Below are 19,426 nucleotides of genomic sequence, written 5' to 3'. Positions count from 1 at the left end.
GACCGGTCGCGTGTTTCCCTCGCGTAACCGAACCCACCGTGAGCGAAGCTATTGACAGCCGCGGCGACAGGGATGCCGGGGAAACCCTTGCTCGATTCCCACTTGATGTTCAGTGAACGTGGATATGCCTGATCAGCTGGGCCCGGGACCGAATTCCCAGTTTTCGGTAGATGCGCGTGAGTGTCGCTTCCACCGTTTTACGACTTAGAAAGAGCTGGTCGGCGATCTCCTGGTTTGTCGCGCCCTCGCCCGCCATCGCCGCGATCCGCGCCTCGGACGCGGTGAGCGCGCCGCCGGTGTCGCCGATCTCGGCGAGCCGGACGATCAGGGCGCGCGACTCCTCGATCCACGGTTGGGCGCCCGCCGCGGTGAACAGCTCCAGCGCGGCCTCGGCGGCGACGCGCGCGGCCGTGTAGTGCCTGCGCCTGCGCTCGACCTTGGCCTCCACGAGCAGGCAGTGGCCGTGCTCGATCGGCTGCCGCACCACGGCGAACGTTGTTTTCGCACTGGTCAGCAGGCGCATCGCGGTCGGGTAGTCGCCCTTGGCCGCGCACACCGCCGCCTCCGCCCGGTCGAGGGTCGCCGCCATCCCGGGACCGTGTGGGCGCGCGGCGATCACCCGGCGCACCGACGAGATCAGCTCATCGGCTTCCTCGGGCTCGCCCAGGGCGATCAGCCCGGCCACCATGTCGCCGTGCCTGCGCAGCGTCGTCGGATCGTCCCAGCCGTGCGCGCGTTCGAATTCCTGGATACGCCGGAGAGCGCCCACTCCGCCCGCGATTTCGCCGCACCGCAAATCGACCTGGGCCAAAAGGTGTAAAAGTCTGAGCTCATAGAGCGTGTCGACTTCCTGCCGACACGCCACGATTCCGCGTTCGGCGTAAGACCGCGCGCGAATGAGATTTCCACCCGCCAGTTCGGCTATCGCGCCCGCGCACCACGCGGGGCCCGGACTCAGTCCCGCTTCACCGCTGATGCGCATCGCGCGATTCGCGAAGTCGAGGGATTCCCGGCAGCGGCCGAGTTTGGCGGCGACCTCGGCGAGCCCGCACAGCACCGCGACGTGTTCCTCGGCGGCACCGCGCTCCACCAGCGCCAACATCCGCAGCAGGTCCTCGCGGGCCTCGTCGAGCCGGTCGTCGAGGATGGCGAACCGGGCGGCGGTGAAGCGCGGCCCCAGGTGCCGGTACCCGTCGGCGGCGGGCACGGCCAACGCCAGGCCGCGGTCGAGGAAGGTCGCGTAATCCTTGTGCCCCAACAGGTTCCGCGCCTGGGCGCGCACCGCGTGCGCCATCGCCTCGGTGCCCGCCGCGCCCGCGGCCCGCGCGTGCTCGACGGCGAGGGCGGCGTCATCGTCGGCCGCGCGGGGCGACCCGGCGACCATCGACGCCCACGAACGCCAGAGCTGGATGAAGGCCATGGCCGCCGGGTCGCCCTCGGCGTCGGCGAACGCGGCGGCGACGGTCTCCTCCAGCAGCGCCACCCCCTGACCGGCCAGGTACATCAGCGCGATCCGCGCGCGAAACCGTTGCGCGGGCTCGGTTTCCGCGCCGAGCACGGTCTCGACGGCGTGGTGCACGATCTCCGGCACACCGGCCGTGGCGCCGACCTCGGCCGCGGCGACCAGCCAGTCGATCCGCAGGCTCTCCAGTGCGGGCGGGGTGCGGTCGGCGGCGAGCAGGTACAGCTCGGCGCCCAGGGCACGGGCCCCGCCCCGCACTGCCGCCTCGGCCGCGGCGACCAGTGACCGGGCGACTTCTTCGTCGGGGTCGGCGCAAGCCAGCGCGCGGTGCCGCTCGGCTTCGGCGGCGGAGGTGGCCACCTCGGCGAGGTCGAGGTGAAGCTGGGAGCGGCGCGCGGCCGGAATGCTCTGCGCCACCACGGTCGCCGCGTCGGGCGGGGTGAACCGGAGGTTCACCCCGTCGGACACCAGCAGCCCCGCTTCGGCCGCGGCGGCGATGTCGGCTTCGGCTTCGTCGCGGCCCGCCCGGAGCAGCAGCCGCATCGACGGGCGCGCGGCCAAGGCGCACACCAGGAGCGTCTCGCGGACCTGGTCGGACAGACCGAGCAGCTTGTCCTGAGTCAAGGCCCGCAGCCGCGGTACTTCGCGGCCGTCGGAGCAGGCGGCCAGCGCCAGCGCGAGGTACGGATTGCCCGCCGAGTCCGCGTGGATCTTCATGGTGGCGCGGGCGGACAGGCCGTGCGGGTCGAGCAGTTCGGCGAGGTCGGCGGCGGTCAGCGGTGGCACCGTCGCCTCGGTGACCGGGGGCGGGGCGAGCGCGTGCGGCCGGTGGCCCGCCTCGGATCCGCGGTCCGCGAGGACGACCCGCACCGCGAGTCCGTCGAGCCTGCGGGCCGCATAGGCGAAGACGTCGGCGGTGGCCGCGTCGAGCCAGTGCGCGTCGTCGATGATCAGCAGCACCGGGGTCCGCGCGGCGCAGTGGGTGAGCAGCGCGTGCCAGGCGAGCCGCCGGACCACCCGGGCCCGGCCGTCGCCGCCGGACCGCTTCCCCCGCCGCACCGCCCGCAGCGCGAGTCGATGTTGGCTGGTCAGGGCGGCGAAATGCTCATCGGGCACTTGCCCGAGCAGATCGGCCAGGCCTTGGTAGCCCATCCAGCGCTCCGCCTCCGCACCCGAAGCGCGCAGCACCAGCTCCCCCCGCGCGCGGGCCGCGGCGCCGAGCGCGTCGAGCAGCGCGGACTTGCCGATGCCGCGCGGCCCGTCGAGCACCAGGCTGTCACCGGCGGCGAGACACGCTTCGAGGAGCACCAACAGCTCGTCCCGGCCGACCAGCGGTCGGCCGGGCGGTCTCACGGAACGAAGCGTTCGCGTCACAGGGTCGACGGTCCGTCTCACTCTTCGCAGGGCGGAAGCGTCGACACAGTACAGATGTGCGCATATTTGCATCAAGAGATGCGAGTACTGCTCACAATCAGAAGTAGCAGTCCTGAACCGCGAGCTCCAGGCGCATCGCCGAGACCTTGCCGTCCCGCACGAGGAACCAGAACCGCTTGTCCTCGTGGCCCGGGACCTGCGTCACCCACTCGCCGACGGCGCCATGGCTGCCCGCGGGTGTCGGATACGCCTTCTTCATGTCGCCCTCGGACGATCCGAGGATGAGCCCCTCGGCGGTCAGCGGCCGCGCGGGCCCGTTGGCGAGGCGGACGAGGCCGTACTTGGGCGAGATGACGACGGCGTAGCGGGCGGCCTCCTTCGGCGTGCCCTTGTAGTCGTACCCCTTGCAGCCCTTCGACGAGATCGGCTGCACGTTCGGCGTGATCAGCCCGGTGGCCTCGGCCTGCTCGGCGGTCATGCCCAGCCGCAGCGCGAGATACCCGTCGGGGCCGAACGGCACGGTTCCGTCCGTCCCGTCCTCGGGCTGGAAGTCCGACGACGGGGTCGCGGTCGAACTCGTGGGCTTCCCCGTGACCGAGCCGGTCCGGATGCCGCTGTTGCCGGGCGCATTCACCGAGGTGGGTACCGGGTCAGCGCTTCGCTCGGTGGGTGGCGCCGTGACGTCGCCGGTCGCGCTGATCTCCGCGCCGGGCACCGACTGCGTGGGACCAGGCTTGGCCAGCACGATCGCCGTGCCCGCCAGCAGGCTCAGTGCGGCGGCGCCGCCGACCGCGCTCATCGCGATCCGACGCCTGCGAACCCGGCGCGCACCGGCCACGACAGCCTCCGCCGCGCCGTGGCGAACGGGGACGTCGAGGCGTTCGTCAGCGAACAACCGCTGGAGTTCGTCATCGAGGTTCACGACTGGTACCTGCCTTCGACTGTCGCGGCGAGTTTCGTGCGCAGCGTGGCCATCGCCTTGCTGGCCTGGCTCTTCACCGTGCCCTGGCTGACGCCGAGGGTCTGGGCGATCTCGATCTCGGACAGTCCTTCGTAATACCGCAGCACGACCACCGCGCGCTGACGTGGTGGGAGGTCACGCAACGCGTGCCAAAGCGGCTCATCCTCGAACGCATAACGCTCGCGGGTGACTGCCGTGTCGGGGATGTCGGACACCAGGCTCTCGCGCCTCGACCGCCGCCAGCGGCTGACGTGCGCGTTCGCCATCGCCCGCCGGGTGTAGGCCAGCGGATCCCCCGTCTTGCGCACCACCACGCCCCACCGAGAGCCGATCTTCTCCAGGACACCCTGGACAAGATCCGCCGCATCGTGCGGATTGCCGGTCAGCGCGTGCCCGTACCGGAGAAGTCCCGGCATGGCGGCGCCGACGAATTCGGCGAAGTCGTCCACCGTTGTCGCGCCTTTCCCCCAGTCGACGCCACTGAACCACGTGACGCCCCCAATCAACTCGGGAGAAATCGTAGCCATCGGTGAACCTCCTCCCCTGGGTGCGTGCTCTCAACATCCACGCGCGGGGAAGGCGACGGGTTGCCTACCCGAAGCAGTGATCTGGCTCACTCGGTCGGTGTTCGCGCCACCGGGCGCGGCGTTCGGGTTCTTCGTCATGGCCGGGTATATCTACCGCTTGGCGAGTGGCTCCGGCAGTTCGAACTCACCGGTCGGCCCCGGCACGAAGTCATGCACGGCGACCACGGCTTTCGCCGGTATCGGGCCGTAGACATGCGGGAACCACGGCCCGTTCTCGATCGCGGGCACACCGGGCTCCCACCGCACCGGCACACCGACCAGCGCCGGGTCGATCTCCAGGAGCACCAAGTCGGTCCGACCGGCGAAGAGCCGGTTCGCGGGCAGGTGCACCGTGCCCGGGTCGGAACAGTGCATGAACCCCTCGGACTCCAGGCTCGCCGCCGTGATCTCGGCGGCGGGCCAGGAGTCGCGAGGGGTGATGTGCAGGATCAACGGATCGTGATCTGCCTGCCGAGCAGGCCGTCGCGGGAGCGGCGCTCCGGAACGGTCAGGGGCTCGGCGTCGAGGGACGCGAGCGCGGTGTCGAGGCGCTTGCCCAGTTCCTCCGCGCCCGTGACCCACTCGCGGGCGTGCAGCTCGCGGTCGAGGTCCCACACCGGGACGAGCAGGCCGTGCGCGCGGAACGACCCGGCGTAGCGCGACCCCTCACCCAAGGTGAGTTCGCCGCGCGCGGCGAGGCGGGCCATGGCGGCGAGCAGCTGCTCCTCCGGCTCGGGACGGACCCAGCGCAGGTGCGCCTTCTCCCCCGCGTCGACCCAGTAGGCCGACGGGCCGATGCGCTCGGTCGGCAGGATCGCGCTGTTGGCGCGCTCCAGCGACAGCGCCACCTCACTGGTGGGCTCGGTGCCCTCGGGCATCCACCAGGTGAAGTCGGAGTGCACCTCCGGCTCGAACGCCGCCTCCGGGTCGATCAGGTCCTGCAGCCGCTCGCGGTCCTCGACGGCCTCGGTCTCGGGGCCGACGACGGGCAGCACGTCACCCGGCTTGGCGTCGAGCACCCAGCGCAGGGCGCGGGCCAGGTCGCGGCTGATGTCGTTGGACCGGGTCTGCACCTGCAGCCCGACGAACGCGACGTCGTCGGCGCGGACCAGCGCGGCGGCCGCCATCGGCAGCACGGTCGCCAGGGTGACCTCGCGGCCGCCGTCCTTGAGCGTCAGCTTCGCGGTGCCGGACGGGACGAACTCGCGCAGCGCGATCAGCTCGGTCTCGCCCGCCAGTCCCTCGAACGGCCGGGCGACCGGGACGTCGACGACGCCGCCCGCCAGCCCGTGACAGGCCTTGTAGCGCTTGCCCGAACCGCACGGGCAGGGCTGGCGCGGGTTGATGCCCGATGAGTCCTCTGCCTTGACCTTGCGGGTGTTCTTCACCGCGGTACGCCTGGACATCGTCGAACTCCTTGCCGGCCGGTCAATTGATGCGCAGGACGCTACCTAACCGTCCGCACACCGGTCAGGCCAGGGCGGTGCGGGCGGCGGCCGGGTCGTTGGTGGCCAACCACCGCACACCGATGTCGCGGCAGAAGCGGATGTCCTCGGGGTCGTCCACGGTCCAGACGTACGTGCCGTGACCGGCCGCGGCGGCGCGCGCGACGTAGCCGGGGTCGGCGCGGAGCAGGGACAGGCCGGGGCCGGTGTAGTCGGCGAACGCGGGCTGGGCGCCTGCCCGCAGCCACGGCCACATGCGATCGATCAGCAGGACCGTGGGCACGCTCGGCGCGAGCGCCCGGACCCGCCGGACGGCCCGGGTGGAGAAGGACATGACGACCACCGGTGAGTCGTCCTTCGTCGGCTGCTCGGCCAGCCCGTGCTCGTCGAGGAGGGCCACGAGTTCCGTCTCGACCCGGCCCGCGAACCGCACCGGGTGCTTGGTCTCGATGAACAGGCCCGCTTTGTGGTCGAGAGCCAACTCGACCAGCGTGCGCAGGGTGACGACACCGCGCTCGCCGCCGAAGTCGAGTTCGGACAGCTGCGCGAGGGTGAGTTCGCTGACGACGCCAGTGGTGCCGGTCGTGCGGTTCACGGTCCGGTCGTGCACGCAGACCAGGTGCCCGTCGCTGGTGAGCCGGACATCGCACTCCAGCGCGTCCGCCCCCTGTTCCAGGGCGAGTTCGAACGCGGCGAGGGTGTGTTCGGGCCGGAGGGCCGACGCGCCCCGGTGAGCCACTAGCTGCACGCGAGGGATCATGCCACCGTGGCGGCATGACGTTCGACCCGAGCGACCCCGCCATCGTCGCCGACCCGTACCCGGCCTTCGCCGAACTGCGCGCGCGGGCGCAGGTGCACTGGCACGACGGCCTCGGCATGGCGGTCGCGGTATCGCACGCGGCGTGCTCGACCGTCCTGCGCGAACGGTCACTCGGTCGACTGTGGACGGACGCGGCACCGGCCGAGGCGTTCACCGCGTTCAACCTGGTGCACCGGAATTCGTTGCTGGAGAACGAACCCCCGACGCACACCCGGTTGCGCCGGCTCATCTCGACAGCCTTCGCCCGTGGTCACACCGAGCGCCTGCGGCCGTGGGTCGAGGACCTCGCCGACCGCATGGTGACCGACCTGGTGGCCCATATCGACGCCGACGGGTCCGCAGACCTGCTCACGCACGTGGCCGCGCCACTGCCGATCGAGGTCATCGGCGAACTGCTCGGGGTCCCCACGGCCGACCGCCGACTGCTGGGGCCGTGGTCGAACGCGATCGTGAAGATGTACGAGTACGGGCTCACCGACGAGCAGACCCGGGCGGCGGAGACGGCGGCCCAGGAATTCGTCGACTACCTGCGCGCGCTGGCCGACGAACGAGCCCGACACCCCGGCGACGACCTGGTCAGCGACCTCGTGTCGGTTCGCGACGGGAGTGACCGGCTCAGCCAGGACGAACTGGTGGCGACCGCGATCCTGCTGCTGATGGCGGGGCATGAGGCGACGGTCAACGTGATCGGCAATGGGATGTACGCGCTGCTCACTCACCGAGAGCAGTGGGATCGGGTCGTCGCCGATCCTGGGCTGGTGTCCACGGCAGTCGACGAGATGATCCGGTTCGACGCGCCCCTGCAGCTCTTTGAGCGGACTGCCACTGAACGGGTCGAGGTCGCTGGGTACGTGCTCGAGCCTGGGCAGAAGATCGCCGCGCTGTTGGGGGCCGCCGCGCGTGATCCCGCGGTGTTCGCTTCTCCGGACAGGTTCGACGTCGGGCGGTCGCCCAATCCGCACCTGGGGTTTGGGGCCGGAATCCACTATTGCGTCGGCGCTCCACTGGCGAAGGTGGAGATCGCCGCCGCGCTGGGGGCTTTGACCCGGCGGATTCCGGACCTGAGGCTGAGCGGCGAGGTGGTCCGGCGACCCGAGTTCGTCATCAGGGGCCTCCGCGCACTGCCGGTCGGGCGCTAGCCCGGCAACTCAGCGCTTGGCACCCGGCTGTCGTGAGGTCCGCAGTGGTGGGGCGGGTGCGCCCTCCACCCGAATCACTCGCATCAGTCGTGCCGACGCGGGGTCGACTGGTGCCAACAGCGCCGACAGTCTGACCACCAGCACCAGCGTCATCGCGGCGAACACCGCCGCCGCCACATCGGTCGCCGCCGTCAGCAGCACCCCGTCCGCCCGCGCTTGGACGCCGTCGCGCAGGCGCCACAGGAGGGTTGCGGCGAACAGTGCTCCGCTGACGCACAGGGTCGCCCACCACCAGCGGACAAACTTGCTCGGCGACGGACGTTCGTCGGCTGGCCTTCGCAGCGCGGCGTGTTCGAGTTCGGCCGCGGCGGCGCCGGGGACGAGGAGGTTCAGGCCGGGGATCAGCAACGCGAGCACTACGTGGGTGGCGGGCCGGGCCGATTCGTAGCCCGAGACCTCAGCCGCCGCCTGCCTCGCGGGCACCAGCCACCACAGGGTCGCCGCGATCGCGGCCGCGCCGACGAACAGCGTCAGGTACGCGCCGGTGATCACCAGGCTGTCGGACAGGTCCACTGTCCCGGCGCGCAGGGCGCTGGTTCGGGCTTCGACCAGCAGGACGTAGCGCCAGATCTCCGCGGCGGCGGTGAGGACCGCGAAGACCGACAGCATCGTCAGCATCACCACCGCGAACCGTGCCCGGACGCGCAGGCACTCGGCGATCGGTGCCGCTTCGGTGCCGGTGGGCACGGCCGTCGGCCAGCGCCAGGCCAGGGCGGGGAAGCCCCAGCGTGGCGGGGTCCGGTAGGACGGTGGGCCGGTGTAGCGGGTGAACCGGCGCGGCGGCGCGGGCGTCGACGGGCCGGGTGGCGGGGTCGCCACCCAGTCCATCGGCATCCGTCGCGGCGGTGGGTACTGCACTTAGAGGACCTCGGGCTCCTGGCCGGACACGCACGACATGGGCCTGCTGAAGTGCGCCCACGCCTGCATTCCGCCGTCGACGTTGGTCGCGTCCCAGCCGTTGGCGTTGAGGTACTGGGTGACCCGCGCCGACCGGCCGCCAGAACGGCAGATCACGTAGACGGCGTTGTCCGCGGGCAGCTCGTCGAGCCTTCCGGCCAGCTCGCCCATCGGAATGTGCAGCGCGTCGGGCGCGTGCCCGGCGTCCCACTCGTCCTGTTCACGCACGTCGAGGAGCGTCACGTCGGTCGGCAGCTCGACGGGCAGGTCCGGGACGTCCACGCTCGGCACGTTGTTAGGCATCACAGCGACGATGCTGCCACGCCCACCCGTAGAACGGTCGTGAAGGCTCACCCGACCTGAGCGATCCGCTCGGCGATGCCCGCGAGCTGCACCTCGGTCAGCGGCAGCGTGTCGCGACCCGCGCGGACCCTGGACGGGTGTTCCGGCTGAACCGGATTGGGAGCGAAGTCCGGGCTGCCGAAGTTGTGCATCGCGACCTCGTAGAGCTTGCCGCCCGGACGGAACACGAACACCGACCGGGTCAATGATTGGAATGGCTCCGAGGCGCGCACCGAGTACAGCTGCAGGACGGTCCCGTCCGGCAGGACCTTGCGCTGGGGCGGGTCGCAGTTGGACAGCTCGAAGGCCCGTTCGTCGGCGGCGGTGACCGGGTCACCGGTGAAGGTGCCCGTCCTGATCGACACACTTCCGGTGCCGTGCGAGTCGGTCACGTCGACTTCGTAGCGGTAGTACCCGAGGTTGTTGGGCCCGGGGTTCTGGGTGAGTTCGCCGACCTTCGCGGGTGGGGCGAGCACTTGCGCCGATTCTACGAACGCCTGTCGCAGCTCGGGAGATGAGTCGACCACCCCTGGTCGGGTCATCATGCGGCCATCCGGAATGTTCTGGTAGCAGGACGGTGCGTCTACCAGGGCTCGGCCGGGGGGCACCGGCGCGCTCATCGCAGGCTGGAAGGGCTCGGGCCGCACGTCGGTCCGGGCGTCGATCCGCGGCCAGTCCACGGTGGTCGGCGTGTCGGCGGGCATGATCTGGTCGGGTGCAGCCGGGCGCAGCACCAGCGCGCCCGCGCCCACGACGCCGACCAGTGCGAGAACCCCGAGGCCGGTCCCGGCCTGCCGGGCCCACACTCGGCGCCTGCCGCGGCGGATCACCGTGTCGAGCGTGGTCTTGGGGGTGGGCGCCGGTCCGTCCACCAGGGTTCGCAGGCGTTCCATCAGGCACTCCTCGTGGTCTCGGGGTAGGCGGCACGAAGGGTGTCGAGCCCGCGCGAGGTCTGGCTCTTGACCGTCCCGACCGAGCAGCCCATGGTCGCGGCCACCTGCTCCACGGACTGGTCGACGATGAAGCGCAGCACCAGGACGGCCCGCTGCCGAGGCGGAACGGACAGCAGCGCCGAGCCCAGCGCGAGCCGCTCGGCGGTCTCAGGGTCGCGGGAGCCGGCGTCGGGCACCTCGGCGACGACGTCCTCGCGCGCCCGCTTGCGCCGCCGCGTGTCCAGGAACGACCTGGTCAGCACTGTCCGCAGGTAGGCGTCCACGGTGTCACGGCGGATCTTCGACCAGCGGGCGTAGACCTTGACGAACGACTCCTGCGTGATCTCCTCGGCTTCGTCCCAGTCGCCGCACAACGCGTGCGCGATGCGTCGGTAGGTGTCGAAGCGCGCCGAGAAGAACTCGGCGAACTCCTCTGTGTCGCGTGTGCGCACCCGAGGCCCCCTTCGTGTCATCCCTGATACGCGCCCGCGCCGGATCAGGTTGCATGAAGGAAGGTCAGTGCGTGGTGGCTTTCTCCGAGTCGATCCCGGTCAGGGCGCGGACCTCCATCTGGGCGAACTTGGCCTTGTCGTGTTCCAGTGACAGGACGGTGCCCAGCCAGCCGAGGAAGAACGACACCGGGATCGATACCAGGCCGGGGTTGGCCAGCGGGAAGTAGTCGAAGTCGGCGGTCGGGAACATCGAGGTCGACTTGCCCGAGACCGCGGGCGAGAACACGATCAGCGTCACGCAGACGCCGAGCCCGCCGTAGATGCTCCACAGCGCGCCCGCGGTGTTGAACTCCTTCCAGAACAGCGAGTACAGGATCGTCGGCAGGTTCGCCGACGCGGCGACCGCGAAGGCGAGTGCCACCAGGAACGCGATGTTCTGCCCGTTGGCGACGATGCCGCCGACGATGGCGACCGCGCCGATGACCACGGCGGTGATCCGGGCGACCCGGACCTCCTGGTCTTTGTCGTCGGCCGCGCCGCGCTTGATGACGTTGGCGTAGATGTCGTGCGCGAACGACGCGGACGCGGTGATCGTCAGCCCGGCGACGACGGCCAGGATCGTGGCGAACGCGACGGCGGCGATGAAGCCGAGCAGGATCGGTCCGCCCAGCGCCTCGGCGAGCAGCGGCGCCGCGGAGTTGACCTTGCCGGGCGCGTTCTTGATCGCCTCCGGGCCGACCAGCGCGGCGGCGCCGTAGCCGAGGACGAGGGTGAACAGGTAGAAGATGCCGATCAGGACGATCGCCCAGACCACCGAGCGGCGGGCCTCCTTGGCCGACGGCACGGTGTAGAAGCGCATCAGGATGTGCGGCAGGCCCGCGGTGCCGAGGACGAGCGCGATCGCCAGCGACAGGAAGTCGAGCTTGCTGATCCCGCTGGCGCCGTACTGAAGGCCCGGGCCAAGCACCCTCTCCCCCGCGGCGGGACTGTTGTCCACAGCCGCGCCGAGCAGGGTTGACAGATTCATCCCGTACTTGGCGAGCACCCACACCGTCATCACGGCCGCGCCCGAGATCAGCAGGACGGCCTTGATGATCTGCACCCAGGTGGTGCCTTTCATGCCGCCGATGAGCACGTAGAGGATCATCAGCGCGCCCACGATCGCGATGACGACCGCCTGCCCGGCCTTGCTCTCGATGCCGAGCAGCAGCGCCACCAGACCGCCCGCGCCCGCCATCTGCGCGAGCAGGTAGAAGAACGACACCGCCAGCGTCGAGGTCGCCGCCGCGGCGCGCACCGGGCGCTGGCGCATCCGGTAGCTCAGGACGTCGCCCATCGTGTACTTGCCGGTGTTGCGCAGGAGTTCGGCGACCAGCAGCAGCGCCACCAGCCAGGCGACGAGGAACCCGATCGAGTAGAGGAAACCGTCGTAGCCGTAGAGCGCGATCGCCCCGGCGATGCCGAGGAACGACGCGGCGGAGAGGTAGTCGCCGGAGATGGCGATGCCGTTCTGCGGGCCGGTGAAGGCCCGCCCCGCGGCGTAGTAGTCCGACGCGGTGCGGGTGTTCTTGCTCGCGCGGAACACCACCACGAGCGTGACGGCGACGAACGCGGCGAAGATCCCGCCGTTGAGCAGCGCGTTGGAGTTCATCGCCGGTCACCTTCCAGGCGCTCGCGGAGTTCCTCGGCGAGCGGGTCGAGATTGCGGTCGGCGTGCCGGACGTAGAGGAAGGTGATCAGGAAGGTGGAGGCGAACTGAAGCAGCCCGAACACCAGTCCGACGTTGATGTTGCCGACGACCTTGGTCGCCATGAACCCGTGCGCGTAGTCGGCGAGGACCACGTAGAGCAGGTACCAGCCGAGGAACGCGAGGGTCATCGGGAAGACGAAACGGCGGAGCCTCCGCTTGAGTTCGACGAACTCCGGGCTCTCCTGAACCTGTATCCAGTCGGTCTCTTCTGAACTGGTCACTGGTGACCCTCCGCACGTGATCGACTCCGTAGCGGGCACACAGTCCCACGGCAGCACACGTGCGACTACCCGTCGGACCAGCTTATGACTCGAAAGGGTGAAATTCCCACCACCCAAACGGGTTTACAGTGATTTCGCGGCGAGTCAGCGGCGGTGTCGGCCATTGGCCAGCCGGGCGCGGTCCTCAGCTGCCCCGAAGCGGGCGATGTCGCGGTCGCGGATGAATCCGAGCCGGTCCGGGGCGTGCATCCGCATCCGGATCCGGTTGGCGTCGAGCGGCAGCTGGCTCTGGGTCGCCTTGCTCATGATCAGCACCGCGAGGAACGCCGCGGGCACCGTCACCAATGCGGGTTGCTGGAAGAACGCGGGCGCCCAGCCGCCGGTGTACCCGCTGACGATGTTCGCGATGAGCGCGGCGAGCACCAGCCCGCCGCCGAGGAGCATCCCGGCCGCGGCGCCGACCCAAGTGATCTTGCGCCACCAGATGCCGAGCAGCAGCAACGGACAGAACGTCGACGCGGCCAGGGCGAACGACAGCCCGACCGACAGCGTGATGTCGGTCGGGCGAAGCAGCCAGGCGATGGTGAACGGCGCGGCCACCGCGATGAACGTGGCGAACCGGAAGTCCCGGATCTTGCCCTTGAACACGTCGGTCGACAGCACCCCGGCGACGCTCACGACCAGCCCGGACGACGTCGACAGGAAAGCCGCGAACGCGCCCGCCGACGTGACCGCACCCAGGATCTGCCCGAGCAGGCCGGGCGCGATCTTCATCGGCAGCGCGAGAACCGCCGCGTCCGTCCGGCCCGTCACCAGCAGCTCCGGCACGTACAGCCGCGACAGCGCGCCCAGCATGATCGGGAACAGGTAGAACAGCCCGAGCAGCATCAGCACGTGCAGCGTCGTGCGGCGCGCGGCGCGGCCGTCGGGGTTCGTATAGAAGCGCACGAGGACGTGCGGCAGGCCCATCGTCCCCAGGAACAGGGCCACGATCAGCGAGTACGTGGTGAACAGGTCGCCCGAGCCGGACACCGGCCGCAGCCAGGACTCATTGTCCGACGGCGCTCCCCGCACCACCGGAACCGGCGACCCGGCCGTGAAGCGAAGCTCGGTGCCCTCGCCGACCGTGTGCTGTCCTGCGCCCCAGTAGACCCGTCCGCCGAGGGCGCCGTCGACCCGGCCGCCGGTCGCGGTGAGCGTCACCGGTTCGGTGACGGTGAGGACCACGGGCGTCTCGACGGTGATCACTACGTCGGTCGGGAACCGCGGCGGCAGCGGCTCGGTCAGCCCCGTCACGCCCGCACCCCGCACACCGCCGTCGCCGAAGAACAGGGCCACCATCACGAAGGTCGGGGCGGCGATCGCGAAGAGCTTGAGCCAGTACTGGAACGCCTGCACGACGGTGATCGCGCGCATGCCGCCACCGAAGACGTTCACGAACACGACACCCGAGACCACCGCCGCGCCCACCCAGACCGGTGCGTCCGGCAGGATCTGGTGGACCGTCAGACCGGCGCCCTGCAGCTGCGGGACCAGGTACAGGATGCCGATGAAGATCACGAAGACGGCGGCGAGCTTGCGCATCCCGGTCGACCCGAGCCGGGCCTCGCAGAAGTCGGGCAGCGTGTACGCCCCCGACCGGCGCAGCGGCGCGGCGACGAACAGCATCAGCAGCAGGTAGCCCGCGGTGAAGCCGATCGGGTACCAGAGTGCGTCGGCGCCGTCCTTGAGCACCAGGCCCGCGACACCGAGGAAGGACGCCGCCGACAGGTACTCACCGGAGATCGCCGCCGCGTTGCGCCGGGACCGCACGGTGCGGCGGGCGACGAGGAAGTCCTGGGTGGTGTTGGCCAGGCGGGAACTGCGGAAGCCGATGGAGAACGTGGCGAGACCGACGAGCAGGATCCCGGCCATCGCCCAGGCGTTCAGTTCCAAGTCGACCGGTCTCTGTCTTGTCCGGGAGCGCTACTTCTCGACCATGTCGACGAAGTCGCGCTCGTGCCGTTCGGCTAGCACGTTGTACCAATACCCGATGCCGAACAGCACTGGGAAGGGCGCGATTCCCAACAGCACCCACGGCAGGGCGACACCCGCGACGCTCACCTGCGACATCGTGGGGATGAGGAAGAACAGCAGCGGCAGGCTGCCGAACAGCAGCAACACGAGCAGGGCGAGCGCGACGGCGGTGCGGAACTGGGTGCGGATGAAGCCGCGGACGACTTCCTCGGCCCAGCTGGTCTGCTCTTCGAGTTCGGTAACCGTGCGCAGAACCGTTACCGGGGCGCGCGAATCCGCGAGGACGACCCGCTTGCGGCGGGGCCGGGGAGTCGGCGGTTCGCCGTCCGAGGGACCGGTGGCCGCGTGCTTGCTCACGGCCCGGCGCCCCGCACGAGGCGGTCCTTGAGTTCGCGGGTGTGGCGGCGGCTGACCGGGAGGATCTTCTCCTCGTGGCCGATCACGACCGAGTAGCCGGACCCGCCCATCCGCAGCTCGGTGATCAGCGCGAGCGGGACTAAATAGGAGCGGTGGATGCGGACGAAGCCCGCCTTCTCCCAGCGTTCCTCCAGCTGCGCCAGCGGGATGCGCACCAGGTGGGAGCCGTCGGAGGTGTAGAGCCGGGCGTAGTCGCCCTGTGCTTCGACCCAGCGCACGGTGGCCCGGGACACCAGCTTCGTGGTGCCCGCGAGTTCGACGGGGATCACCTCGTCGTCGCGGGTCTCGGGGACCGCGGCCGAGGAGCCGTTGGCGCTGTTCTGGTGGATCTTGGCCAGCACCCGTTCCATGGCCTTGTTCATCCGCGGCTGCTCGGCGGGCTTGAGCAGGTAGTCGACCGCGCCGAGCTCGAACGCGGCGACGGCCTCATGGCTGTGCGCGGTGACGAAGACGAGGACGGGCGCGGGCTTGAACCCGGCGAGGAGCTTGGCCAGCTCCATGCCGGTGAGGCCGGGCATGTCGAGGTCGGCGAACACGGCGTCGACCACCGGCATACCGGCTTCCTTGCGCGCGGCCAGCTCCGTGTCGTCGCCCGCGAGCACCTGCAACGCCTCGGTGGCGTCGAACGCCTTGAGGATGCGCCGCACGTGCCGGTTGCCCTCGAGGCGCTCCTCGAGCATGGCCATGCCGTCCTGCTCGTCGTCGACGGCCAGGACGACGAGCCCTGAGGTGTTGTTTGTAGTACTCACTGTGAGCAGCATCTTGCCCACCGCGTCGGGCACCTGTCCATGGTCAATCCACAGGCCAACCCTCCGGGTGAATTTCCGTGACCGAGCGTTCGATTCAGGCCCGTTTTACAACCCGAAGCGTGACCAAATCGCCCGCGTTTCCATCGCTTCCATAGCGGCGAGTACCCGATCGGACGTTGACATGGTGGAGCCCGCCATCCCCAGCCGGGCCAGCAGTGGCCGCTTCGGCTCGGCCACGGCGATCTCCGCGTCCGGGAACCGCTCCGCGATGACCCCGCGCAGCGAGCCGACGCCGTCGACCAGTCCGAGCTCCAGCGCCTTGCCCCCGGTCCACACCTCACCGGAGAAGAGGTCCTCCTCGGCCCCGGTCAGCTTGTCCCCGCGGCGCTCCTTCACCCACCCGACGAACTGGTCGTGCAGCTGCGACTGCAGGCTCTTGAGCCACACCACGTCCTCCGGGTTCTCCGGCTGGAACGGGTCGAGCCGCACCTTGCGCGTCCCCGCGGTGTGCACCCGCCGCTCCACCCCGAAGCGCTCCAACAGGCCGGCGAGCCCGAACCCCGCCGACACGACCCCGATCGACCCCACCAGCGACGACCGGTGGGCGAAGATCTCGTCGCCCGCGCAGGCCAGCCAGTACCCGCCGGACGCGGCCACGTCCTCACAGAAGGCGAGGACCGGGACGCCCTTCTTGTCCGCGAGCTCCCGAATCCGCTCGGCCACCAGGGCGGACTGCGTGGGCGCGCCACCGGGCGAGTTGATCGCCAGCGCGACAGCGGAGAGCCGGTCGTGGTCGAAGGCCCTGGTCAGCGCGGACTCGACGGTGTTGATGTTGATCGTGCCGCGGGCCAGCGGAGAGGGCGTGGGCGTGATGACGCCGTGCAGCTTGATCACGGAGACGACCGGGGACCGGTCCCCCCGGTCACCGATGCGCGGAAGTTTCGCTGCCAGCCTGTCGGTCACACTCATGGCCCCAAGATACGTTCGGGAAGCTGAGGACGCGGCGGCGACGCGTCAGCTTCCCGGCTGCGGCATGGGCAGCGGACTCGGCAGCGGAGCCAACGGCCCAGGCTGCGGCGGCCCCGAAGGCCCGTCCATCTCCTCGGAGTCCTCACTGAAGTCCGGAAGATCCGGCCGCACCCCGGGGAAGTACTTCGGCACCCGCAAAGTGATCTTCATGCCCGCGTTCGGCGCCGTCTCCACCATCAGCGCGTACTCGTCGCCGAACACCTGCCGCATCCGCTGGTTGATGTTCCCGACACCCACATGTGACCCGGTCTTGTGCGCGTCCCGTAAGTCCTCGAACAGCCGATCGGCGTCCATCCCCACGCCGTCATCCTCGATGACGATCAACGCCTCGGACCCGTTGTCGTGCGCGAACACGCTGACGGTCCCGCCCCCGGGCTTCTTCGCGATCCCATGCCGGACCGCGTTCTCCACCAGCGGCTGCAGCACCAGGAACGGCACCACGACCGACTGCACCTCGGGCGCGATCCGCAGCCGGACGTTGAGCCGTTCCTTGTACCGCGCGCACTCGATGGTCAGGTAGCGGTCGATGTTGCTCAGCTCGTCGGCCAGGGTCGCGAACAGCCCGGACGACCGGAACGAGTACCGCGTGAAGTCGGCGAAGTCCTGCAGCAGCTCACGGGCGTGCTCGGGGTCGGTGCGGATCAGCGACGAGATCGTGTTGAGCGTGTTGTAGATGAAGTGCGGCGAGATCTGCGCGCGCAGGGCCCGGATCTCGGCTCGGGCCAGCTGCTGCTTCGACTCGTCGAGCTTGGCCAGTTCCAGCTGGATGCAGAGGAAGGTGGCGACCTCGTCGGCCGCGCGGATCAAGCGCTTGCTGTCGACGCCCCCGACGACGATCAGGGCGCCCTCGACCTGGCCGTCGATGATCAGCGGCACGATCACCGCGGTGCGCATCGGGCAGCTGCCGCGGTGGCGGCACTGCAGGTTCTCGTGCTGGATGTGCGCCCGCTGGCTGCGCCGCACGGCCTCGACCGTCGGCTCGGCGAGGTCCACGTAGTGCTCGTTGGCGGCGCCGTCCCAGGACAGCAGCCTGCCCTCGGCGTCGGAGATGCCGATGGCCACGCACTTGAGCATCTCGAGCAGGTGTTTGGTCGCCTCGTCCGCGGCCTGTTCGGTGAGACCGTTGCGCAGCTCGGGCGCCGCCTTCGACAGCCGCTGGACCGCGTCCAGGACGGCGTCGTGCACGGAGCCGGACTTGCGGGGTCGGCACAGGACCACGAACAGGCCGAGCACGAGAAGCGTCGCGAGCACACCGACGAACGCGCGCTCGGTCAGCAGCTGGGCCACCGGATCATGCTCCCTGTTCCACCGAAGGTGTGGCAAGGCTACTTGAGCAGCCGGGACATCCTGCGATCAGCGAGCGGCTTGCCGCCCGTCTGGCACGTCGCGCAGTACTGGAACGACTTGTCGGCGAACGAGACCTCCCGCACGGTGTCCCCGCAGACCGGGCACGGCAGCCCGGTCCTGGCATGAACCCGCAGGCCGGAGCGCTTCTCGCCCTTGAGTCGGGCGGCGTCCTGGCCGACCGAGCGGTCGACAGCGTCGGTCAGCACCGACCGCATCGCGGCGTACAGCGTGTCGACCGCGTCGTCGTCGAGCCGTGCGGGCGTGGCGAACGGCGACAGCTTGGCCACGTGCATGATCTCGTCGGAGTAGGCGTTGCCGATGCCGGCGATCACCCGCTGGCTGGTCAGGACCGTCTTCAGCCGCTCACCGCGATCCGACAGCAGCTCGGCGAACTCGTCGCGGGTCAGCGCCAGGGCGTCCGGCCCGAGGGTGGAGATCTGCTCGATCGAGGCGAGGTCCTCGACGATCCACACCGCGAGGCCCTTCTTCGTGCCCGCCTCGGTGAGGTCGAAACCCGGCCCCTGCCCCGGTGGCCCGAGGTGCACGCGCAGCGCCAGCGGGCCCTTGCCGGGGCGCGGCGGCGCGGCCGACATGGTGTCCGCCCAGCGCAGCCACCCGGCGCGGGCTAGGTGGGTGACCAGGTGCACGCCCTCGCAGTCGAGATCGAGGTACTTGCCGTGGCGGGTGGCCGCGGTGACCTCTCGGCCGTGCAACGCGGTCCACGGCGGGCTCACGGTCTTGAGCACACTCAGCGACGCCACGTCGACGCGGGCGACCGTGCGACCGACCGCGTTCTCGCGCAGATGGTGGGCTAGAGCCTCGACCTCGGGCAGTTCCGGCACGGCACCAGTCTTGCCGGTAACCGCGGTCCTGTCATGCCTGAGGCTTGAGGACGCCCTCGTAGCTGGGCTGGGTGTCCTGGGTGATGCTCTTGGCCACCTTGGCGATCTCGCCGCGGGCGGTGAAGTAGCCGCGGACCGTCCCGATCCACTTCTCTACCGGCTCGCCGTCGCCGTCGTCGCCGGTCTCGGCGACGAGCTTCCACGGCCTGCGCAGCGCCCAGCGGACCGGGAAGAACAGCGCGATCATGAGCAGCAGCAGAATCACCCAGCCGGGAACGACCACGTCGCCCGGCATCCAGGAGACCAGCACGATCCCCAGCGCGGCGATCAAGATGATCATCACGATCCCCGGCACGTACCCGGCGGCGACATCGTGCTCGAAGTCGTCCTCAGTTGCCGGGGTACGCCATTCCAGCGTGCCGTGCACCGTCCACAGCCTGCCGTTCACGTCGCGAACCTGGCGCGTCATGTCCTGCCTCTCGGCGTTGGTAACCGGGCCACCACATTCAGTCACTACACCGAGAGACACGTTACCGCGTCAGCGGTGGACTCAACGGGTGAATCGATCCCGCGGTAATCACCCGACCGATTGTCCCACCGGGCCA

Annotated in this window: 20 protein-coding genes; 1 reads left to right on the top strand and 19 read right to left on the bottom strand. The window is 70.1% G+C overall.

Annotated elements, in window-relative coordinates; genetic code table 11:
• Window positions 1-109: 109 nt before the first annotated feature.
• From C8E96_RS08565 to C8E96_RS08540, 6 genes are all read right to left on the bottom strand, one after another.
• On the bottom strand, window positions 110-2,815 hold the full coding sequence (locus C8E96_RS08565) for an AAA family ATPase (protein ID WP_166657922.1): 2,706 nt from the start codon (window positions 2,813-2,815) through the stop codon (window positions 110-112).
• A gap of 118 nt (window positions 2,816-2,933) precedes the next feature.
• Window positions 2,934-3,758, bottom strand: a complete 825-nt coding sequence (locus C8E96_RS08560; RefSeq protein WP_091383633.1) for a hypothetical protein — start codon at window positions 3,756-3,758, stop codon at window positions 2,934-2,936.
• Complete coding sequence (locus tag C8E96_RS08555; protein WP_228770332.1) at window positions 3,755-4,213, bottom strand: SigE family RNA polymerase sigma factor; 459 nt, start codon at window positions 4,211-4,213, stop codon at window positions 3,755-3,757. Before C8E96_RS08555 ends, C8E96_RS08560 begins: the two co-directional genes overlap by 4 nt.
• 261 nt (window positions 4,214-4,474) lie before the next feature.
• Window positions 4,475-4,816 carry a DUF952 domain-containing protein gene (locus tag C8E96_RS08550; protein ID WP_091383635.1) on the bottom strand — a complete coding sequence of 114 codons (342 nt, stop codon included), beginning with the start codon at window positions 4,814-4,816 and terminating at the stop codon, window positions 4,475-4,477.
• The gene (locus tag C8E96_RS08545; RefSeq protein ID WP_091383636.1) at window positions 4,813-5,769 is read right to left on the bottom strand and encodes a DUF5926 family protein; all 957 of its coding nucleotides are present in this window, start codon (window positions 5,767-5,769) and stop codon (window positions 4,813-4,815) included. The genes C8E96_RS08550 and C8E96_RS08545 overlap by 4 nt, the downstream gene beginning before the upstream one ends.
• 64 nt (window positions 5,770-5,833) lie before the next feature.
• A complete protein-coding gene (locus tag C8E96_RS08540) occupies window positions 5,834-6,556 on the bottom strand; it encodes a glycerophosphodiester phosphodiesterase (RefSeq protein ID WP_324187101.1) in 723 nt (240 codons plus the stop codon).
• 26 nt (window positions 6,557-6,582) lie between these two features.
• Between C8E96_RS08540 and C8E96_RS08535 the strand changes: the two genes are divergently transcribed.
• Window positions 6,583-7,767 carry a cytochrome P450 gene (locus tag C8E96_RS08535; RefSeq protein ID WP_091383638.1) on the top strand — a complete coding sequence of 395 codons (1,185 nt, stop codon included), beginning with the start codon at window positions 6,583-6,585 and terminating at the stop codon, window positions 7,765-7,767.
• 9 nt (window positions 7,768-7,776) lie between these two features.
• Here the strand turns inward: C8E96_RS08535 and C8E96_RS08530 are convergent, their stop codons facing one another.
• The 13 genes from C8E96_RS08530 to C8E96_RS08470 form a co-directional block, all read right to left on the bottom strand.
• A complete protein-coding gene (locus C8E96_RS08530) occupies window positions 7,777-8,685 on the bottom strand; it encodes a DUF4328 domain-containing protein (RefSeq protein WP_228770326.1) in 909 nt (302 codons plus the stop codon).
• Entirely contained in the window at window positions 8,686-9,027 is a 342-nt protein-coding gene (locus C8E96_RS08525) for a rhodanese-like domain-containing protein (RefSeq protein ID WP_091383639.1), read from the bottom strand.
• Between the two features lie 47 nt (window positions 9,028-9,074).
• Window positions 9,075-9,959: a hypothetical protein gene (locus C8E96_RS08520; protein ID WP_091383640.1), complete on the bottom strand. Its 885-nt coding sequence runs from the start codon at window positions 9,957-9,959 to the stop codon at window positions 9,075-9,077.
• On the bottom strand, window positions 9,959-10,450 hold the full coding sequence (locus C8E96_RS08515; RefSeq protein ID WP_091383641.1) for a SigE family RNA polymerase sigma factor: 492 nt from the start codon (window positions 10,448-10,450) through the stop codon (window positions 9,959-9,961). The genes C8E96_RS08520 and C8E96_RS08515 overlap by 1 nt, the downstream gene beginning before the upstream one ends.
• Before the next feature lie 64 nt (window positions 10,451-10,514).
• Window positions 10,515-12,101, bottom strand: coding sequence for a solute symporter family protein (locus C8E96_RS08510; RefSeq protein ID WP_091383642.1), 1,587 nt, complete (start codon window positions 12,099-12,101; stop codon window positions 10,515-10,517).
• A complete protein-coding gene (locus C8E96_RS08505; RefSeq protein ID WP_228770327.1) occupies window positions 12,098-12,421 on the bottom strand; it encodes a DUF485 domain-containing protein in 324 nt (107 codons plus the stop codon). Before C8E96_RS08505 ends, C8E96_RS08510 begins: the two co-directional genes overlap by 4 nt.
• Window positions 12,422-12,565: 144 nt before the next feature.
• Window positions 12,566-14,356 carry a sodium/solute symporter gene (locus C8E96_RS08500; protein WP_091383643.1) on the bottom strand — a complete coding sequence of 597 codons (1,791 nt, stop codon included), beginning with the start codon at window positions 14,354-14,356 and terminating at the stop codon, window positions 12,566-12,568.
• Window positions 14,357-14,386: 30 nt separating this feature from the next.
• Entirely contained in the window at window positions 14,387-14,794 is a 408-nt protein-coding gene (locus C8E96_RS08495) for a hypothetical protein (RefSeq protein ID WP_091383644.1), read from the bottom strand.
• Window positions 14,791-15,615, bottom strand: a complete 825-nt coding sequence (locus tag C8E96_RS08490) for a LytR/AlgR family response regulator transcription factor (protein WP_091383721.1) — start codon at window positions 15,613-15,615, stop codon at window positions 14,791-14,793. The genes C8E96_RS08495 and C8E96_RS08490 overlap by 4 nt, the downstream gene beginning before the upstream one ends.
• Before the next feature lie 93 nt (window positions 15,616-15,708).
• A complete protein-coding gene (locus C8E96_RS08485; RefSeq protein WP_091383645.1) occupies window positions 15,709-16,572 on the bottom strand; it encodes a S49 family peptidase in 864 nt (287 codons plus the stop codon).
• 45 nt (window positions 16,573-16,617) lie between these two features.
• Window positions 16,618-17,919 carry a GAF domain-containing sensor histidine kinase gene (locus C8E96_RS08480; RefSeq protein ID WP_091383646.1) on the bottom strand — a complete coding sequence of 434 codons (1,302 nt, stop codon included), beginning with the start codon at window positions 17,917-17,919 and terminating at the stop codon, window positions 16,618-16,620.
• Window positions 17,920-17,957: 38 nt separating this feature from the next.
• Window positions 17,958-18,821 (bottom strand): DNA-formamidopyrimidine glycosylase family protein, encoded by an 864-nt coding sequence (locus tag C8E96_RS08475; protein WP_091383647.1) that lies wholly within the window; start codon window positions 18,819-18,821, stop codon window positions 17,958-17,960.
• 31 nt (window positions 18,822-18,852) lie between these two features.
• Complete coding sequence (locus C8E96_RS08470) at window positions 18,853-19,290, bottom strand: DUF983 domain-containing protein (protein WP_091383648.1); 438 nt, start codon at window positions 19,288-19,290, stop codon at window positions 18,853-18,855.
• Between the last annotated feature and the right edge of the window lie 136 nt (window positions 19,291-19,426).

The organism is Actinokineospora alba, assembly GCF_004362515.1.
In the GTDB taxonomy this organism is placed as follows: Bacteria; Actinomycetota; Actinomycetes; order Mycobacteriales; family Pseudonocardiaceae; genus Actinokineospora; species Actinokineospora alba.
Note: the sequence above shows the minus strand (reverse complement) of the source record. Positions and strands in the feature narration are given on the sequence as shown.

Coding starts and splice junctions, on each gene's coding strand:
- C8E96_RS08555 (WP_228770332.1), bottom strand. CDS start 4,213: ATGCCGGGACTTCTCCGGTACGGGCACGCGCTGACCGGCAATCCGCAC.
- C8E96_RS08545 (WP_091383636.1), bottom strand. CDS start 5,769: ATGTCCAGGCGTACCGCGGTGAAGAACACCCGCAAGGTCAAGGCAGAG.
- C8E96_RS08535 (WP_091383638.1), top strand. CDS start 6,583: ATGACGTTCGACCCGAGCGACCCCGCCATCGTCGCCGACCCGTACCCG.
- C8E96_RS08525 (WP_091383639.1), bottom strand. CDS start 9,027: ATGCCTAACAACGTGCCGAGCGTGGACGTCCCGGACCTGCCCGTCGAG.
- C8E96_RS08520 (WP_091383640.1), bottom strand. CDS start 9,959: ATGGAACGCCTGCGAACCCTGGTGGACGGACCGGCGCCCACCCCCAAG.
- C8E96_RS08510 (WP_091383642.1), bottom strand. CDS start 12,101: ATGAACTCCAACGCGCTGCTCAACGGCGGGATCTTCGCCGCGTTCGTC.
- C8E96_RS08490 (WP_091383721.1), bottom strand. CDS start 15,615: ATGCTGCTCACAGTGAGTACTACAAACAACACCTCAGGGCTCGTCGTC.
- C8E96_RS08485 (WP_091383645.1), bottom strand. CDS start 16,572: ATGAGTGTGACCGACAGGCTGGCAGCGAAACTTCCGCGCATCGGTGAC.
- C8E96_RS08470 (WP_091383648.1), bottom strand. CDS start 19,290: ATGACGCGCCAGGTTCGCGACGTGAACGGCAGGCTGTGGACGGTGCAC.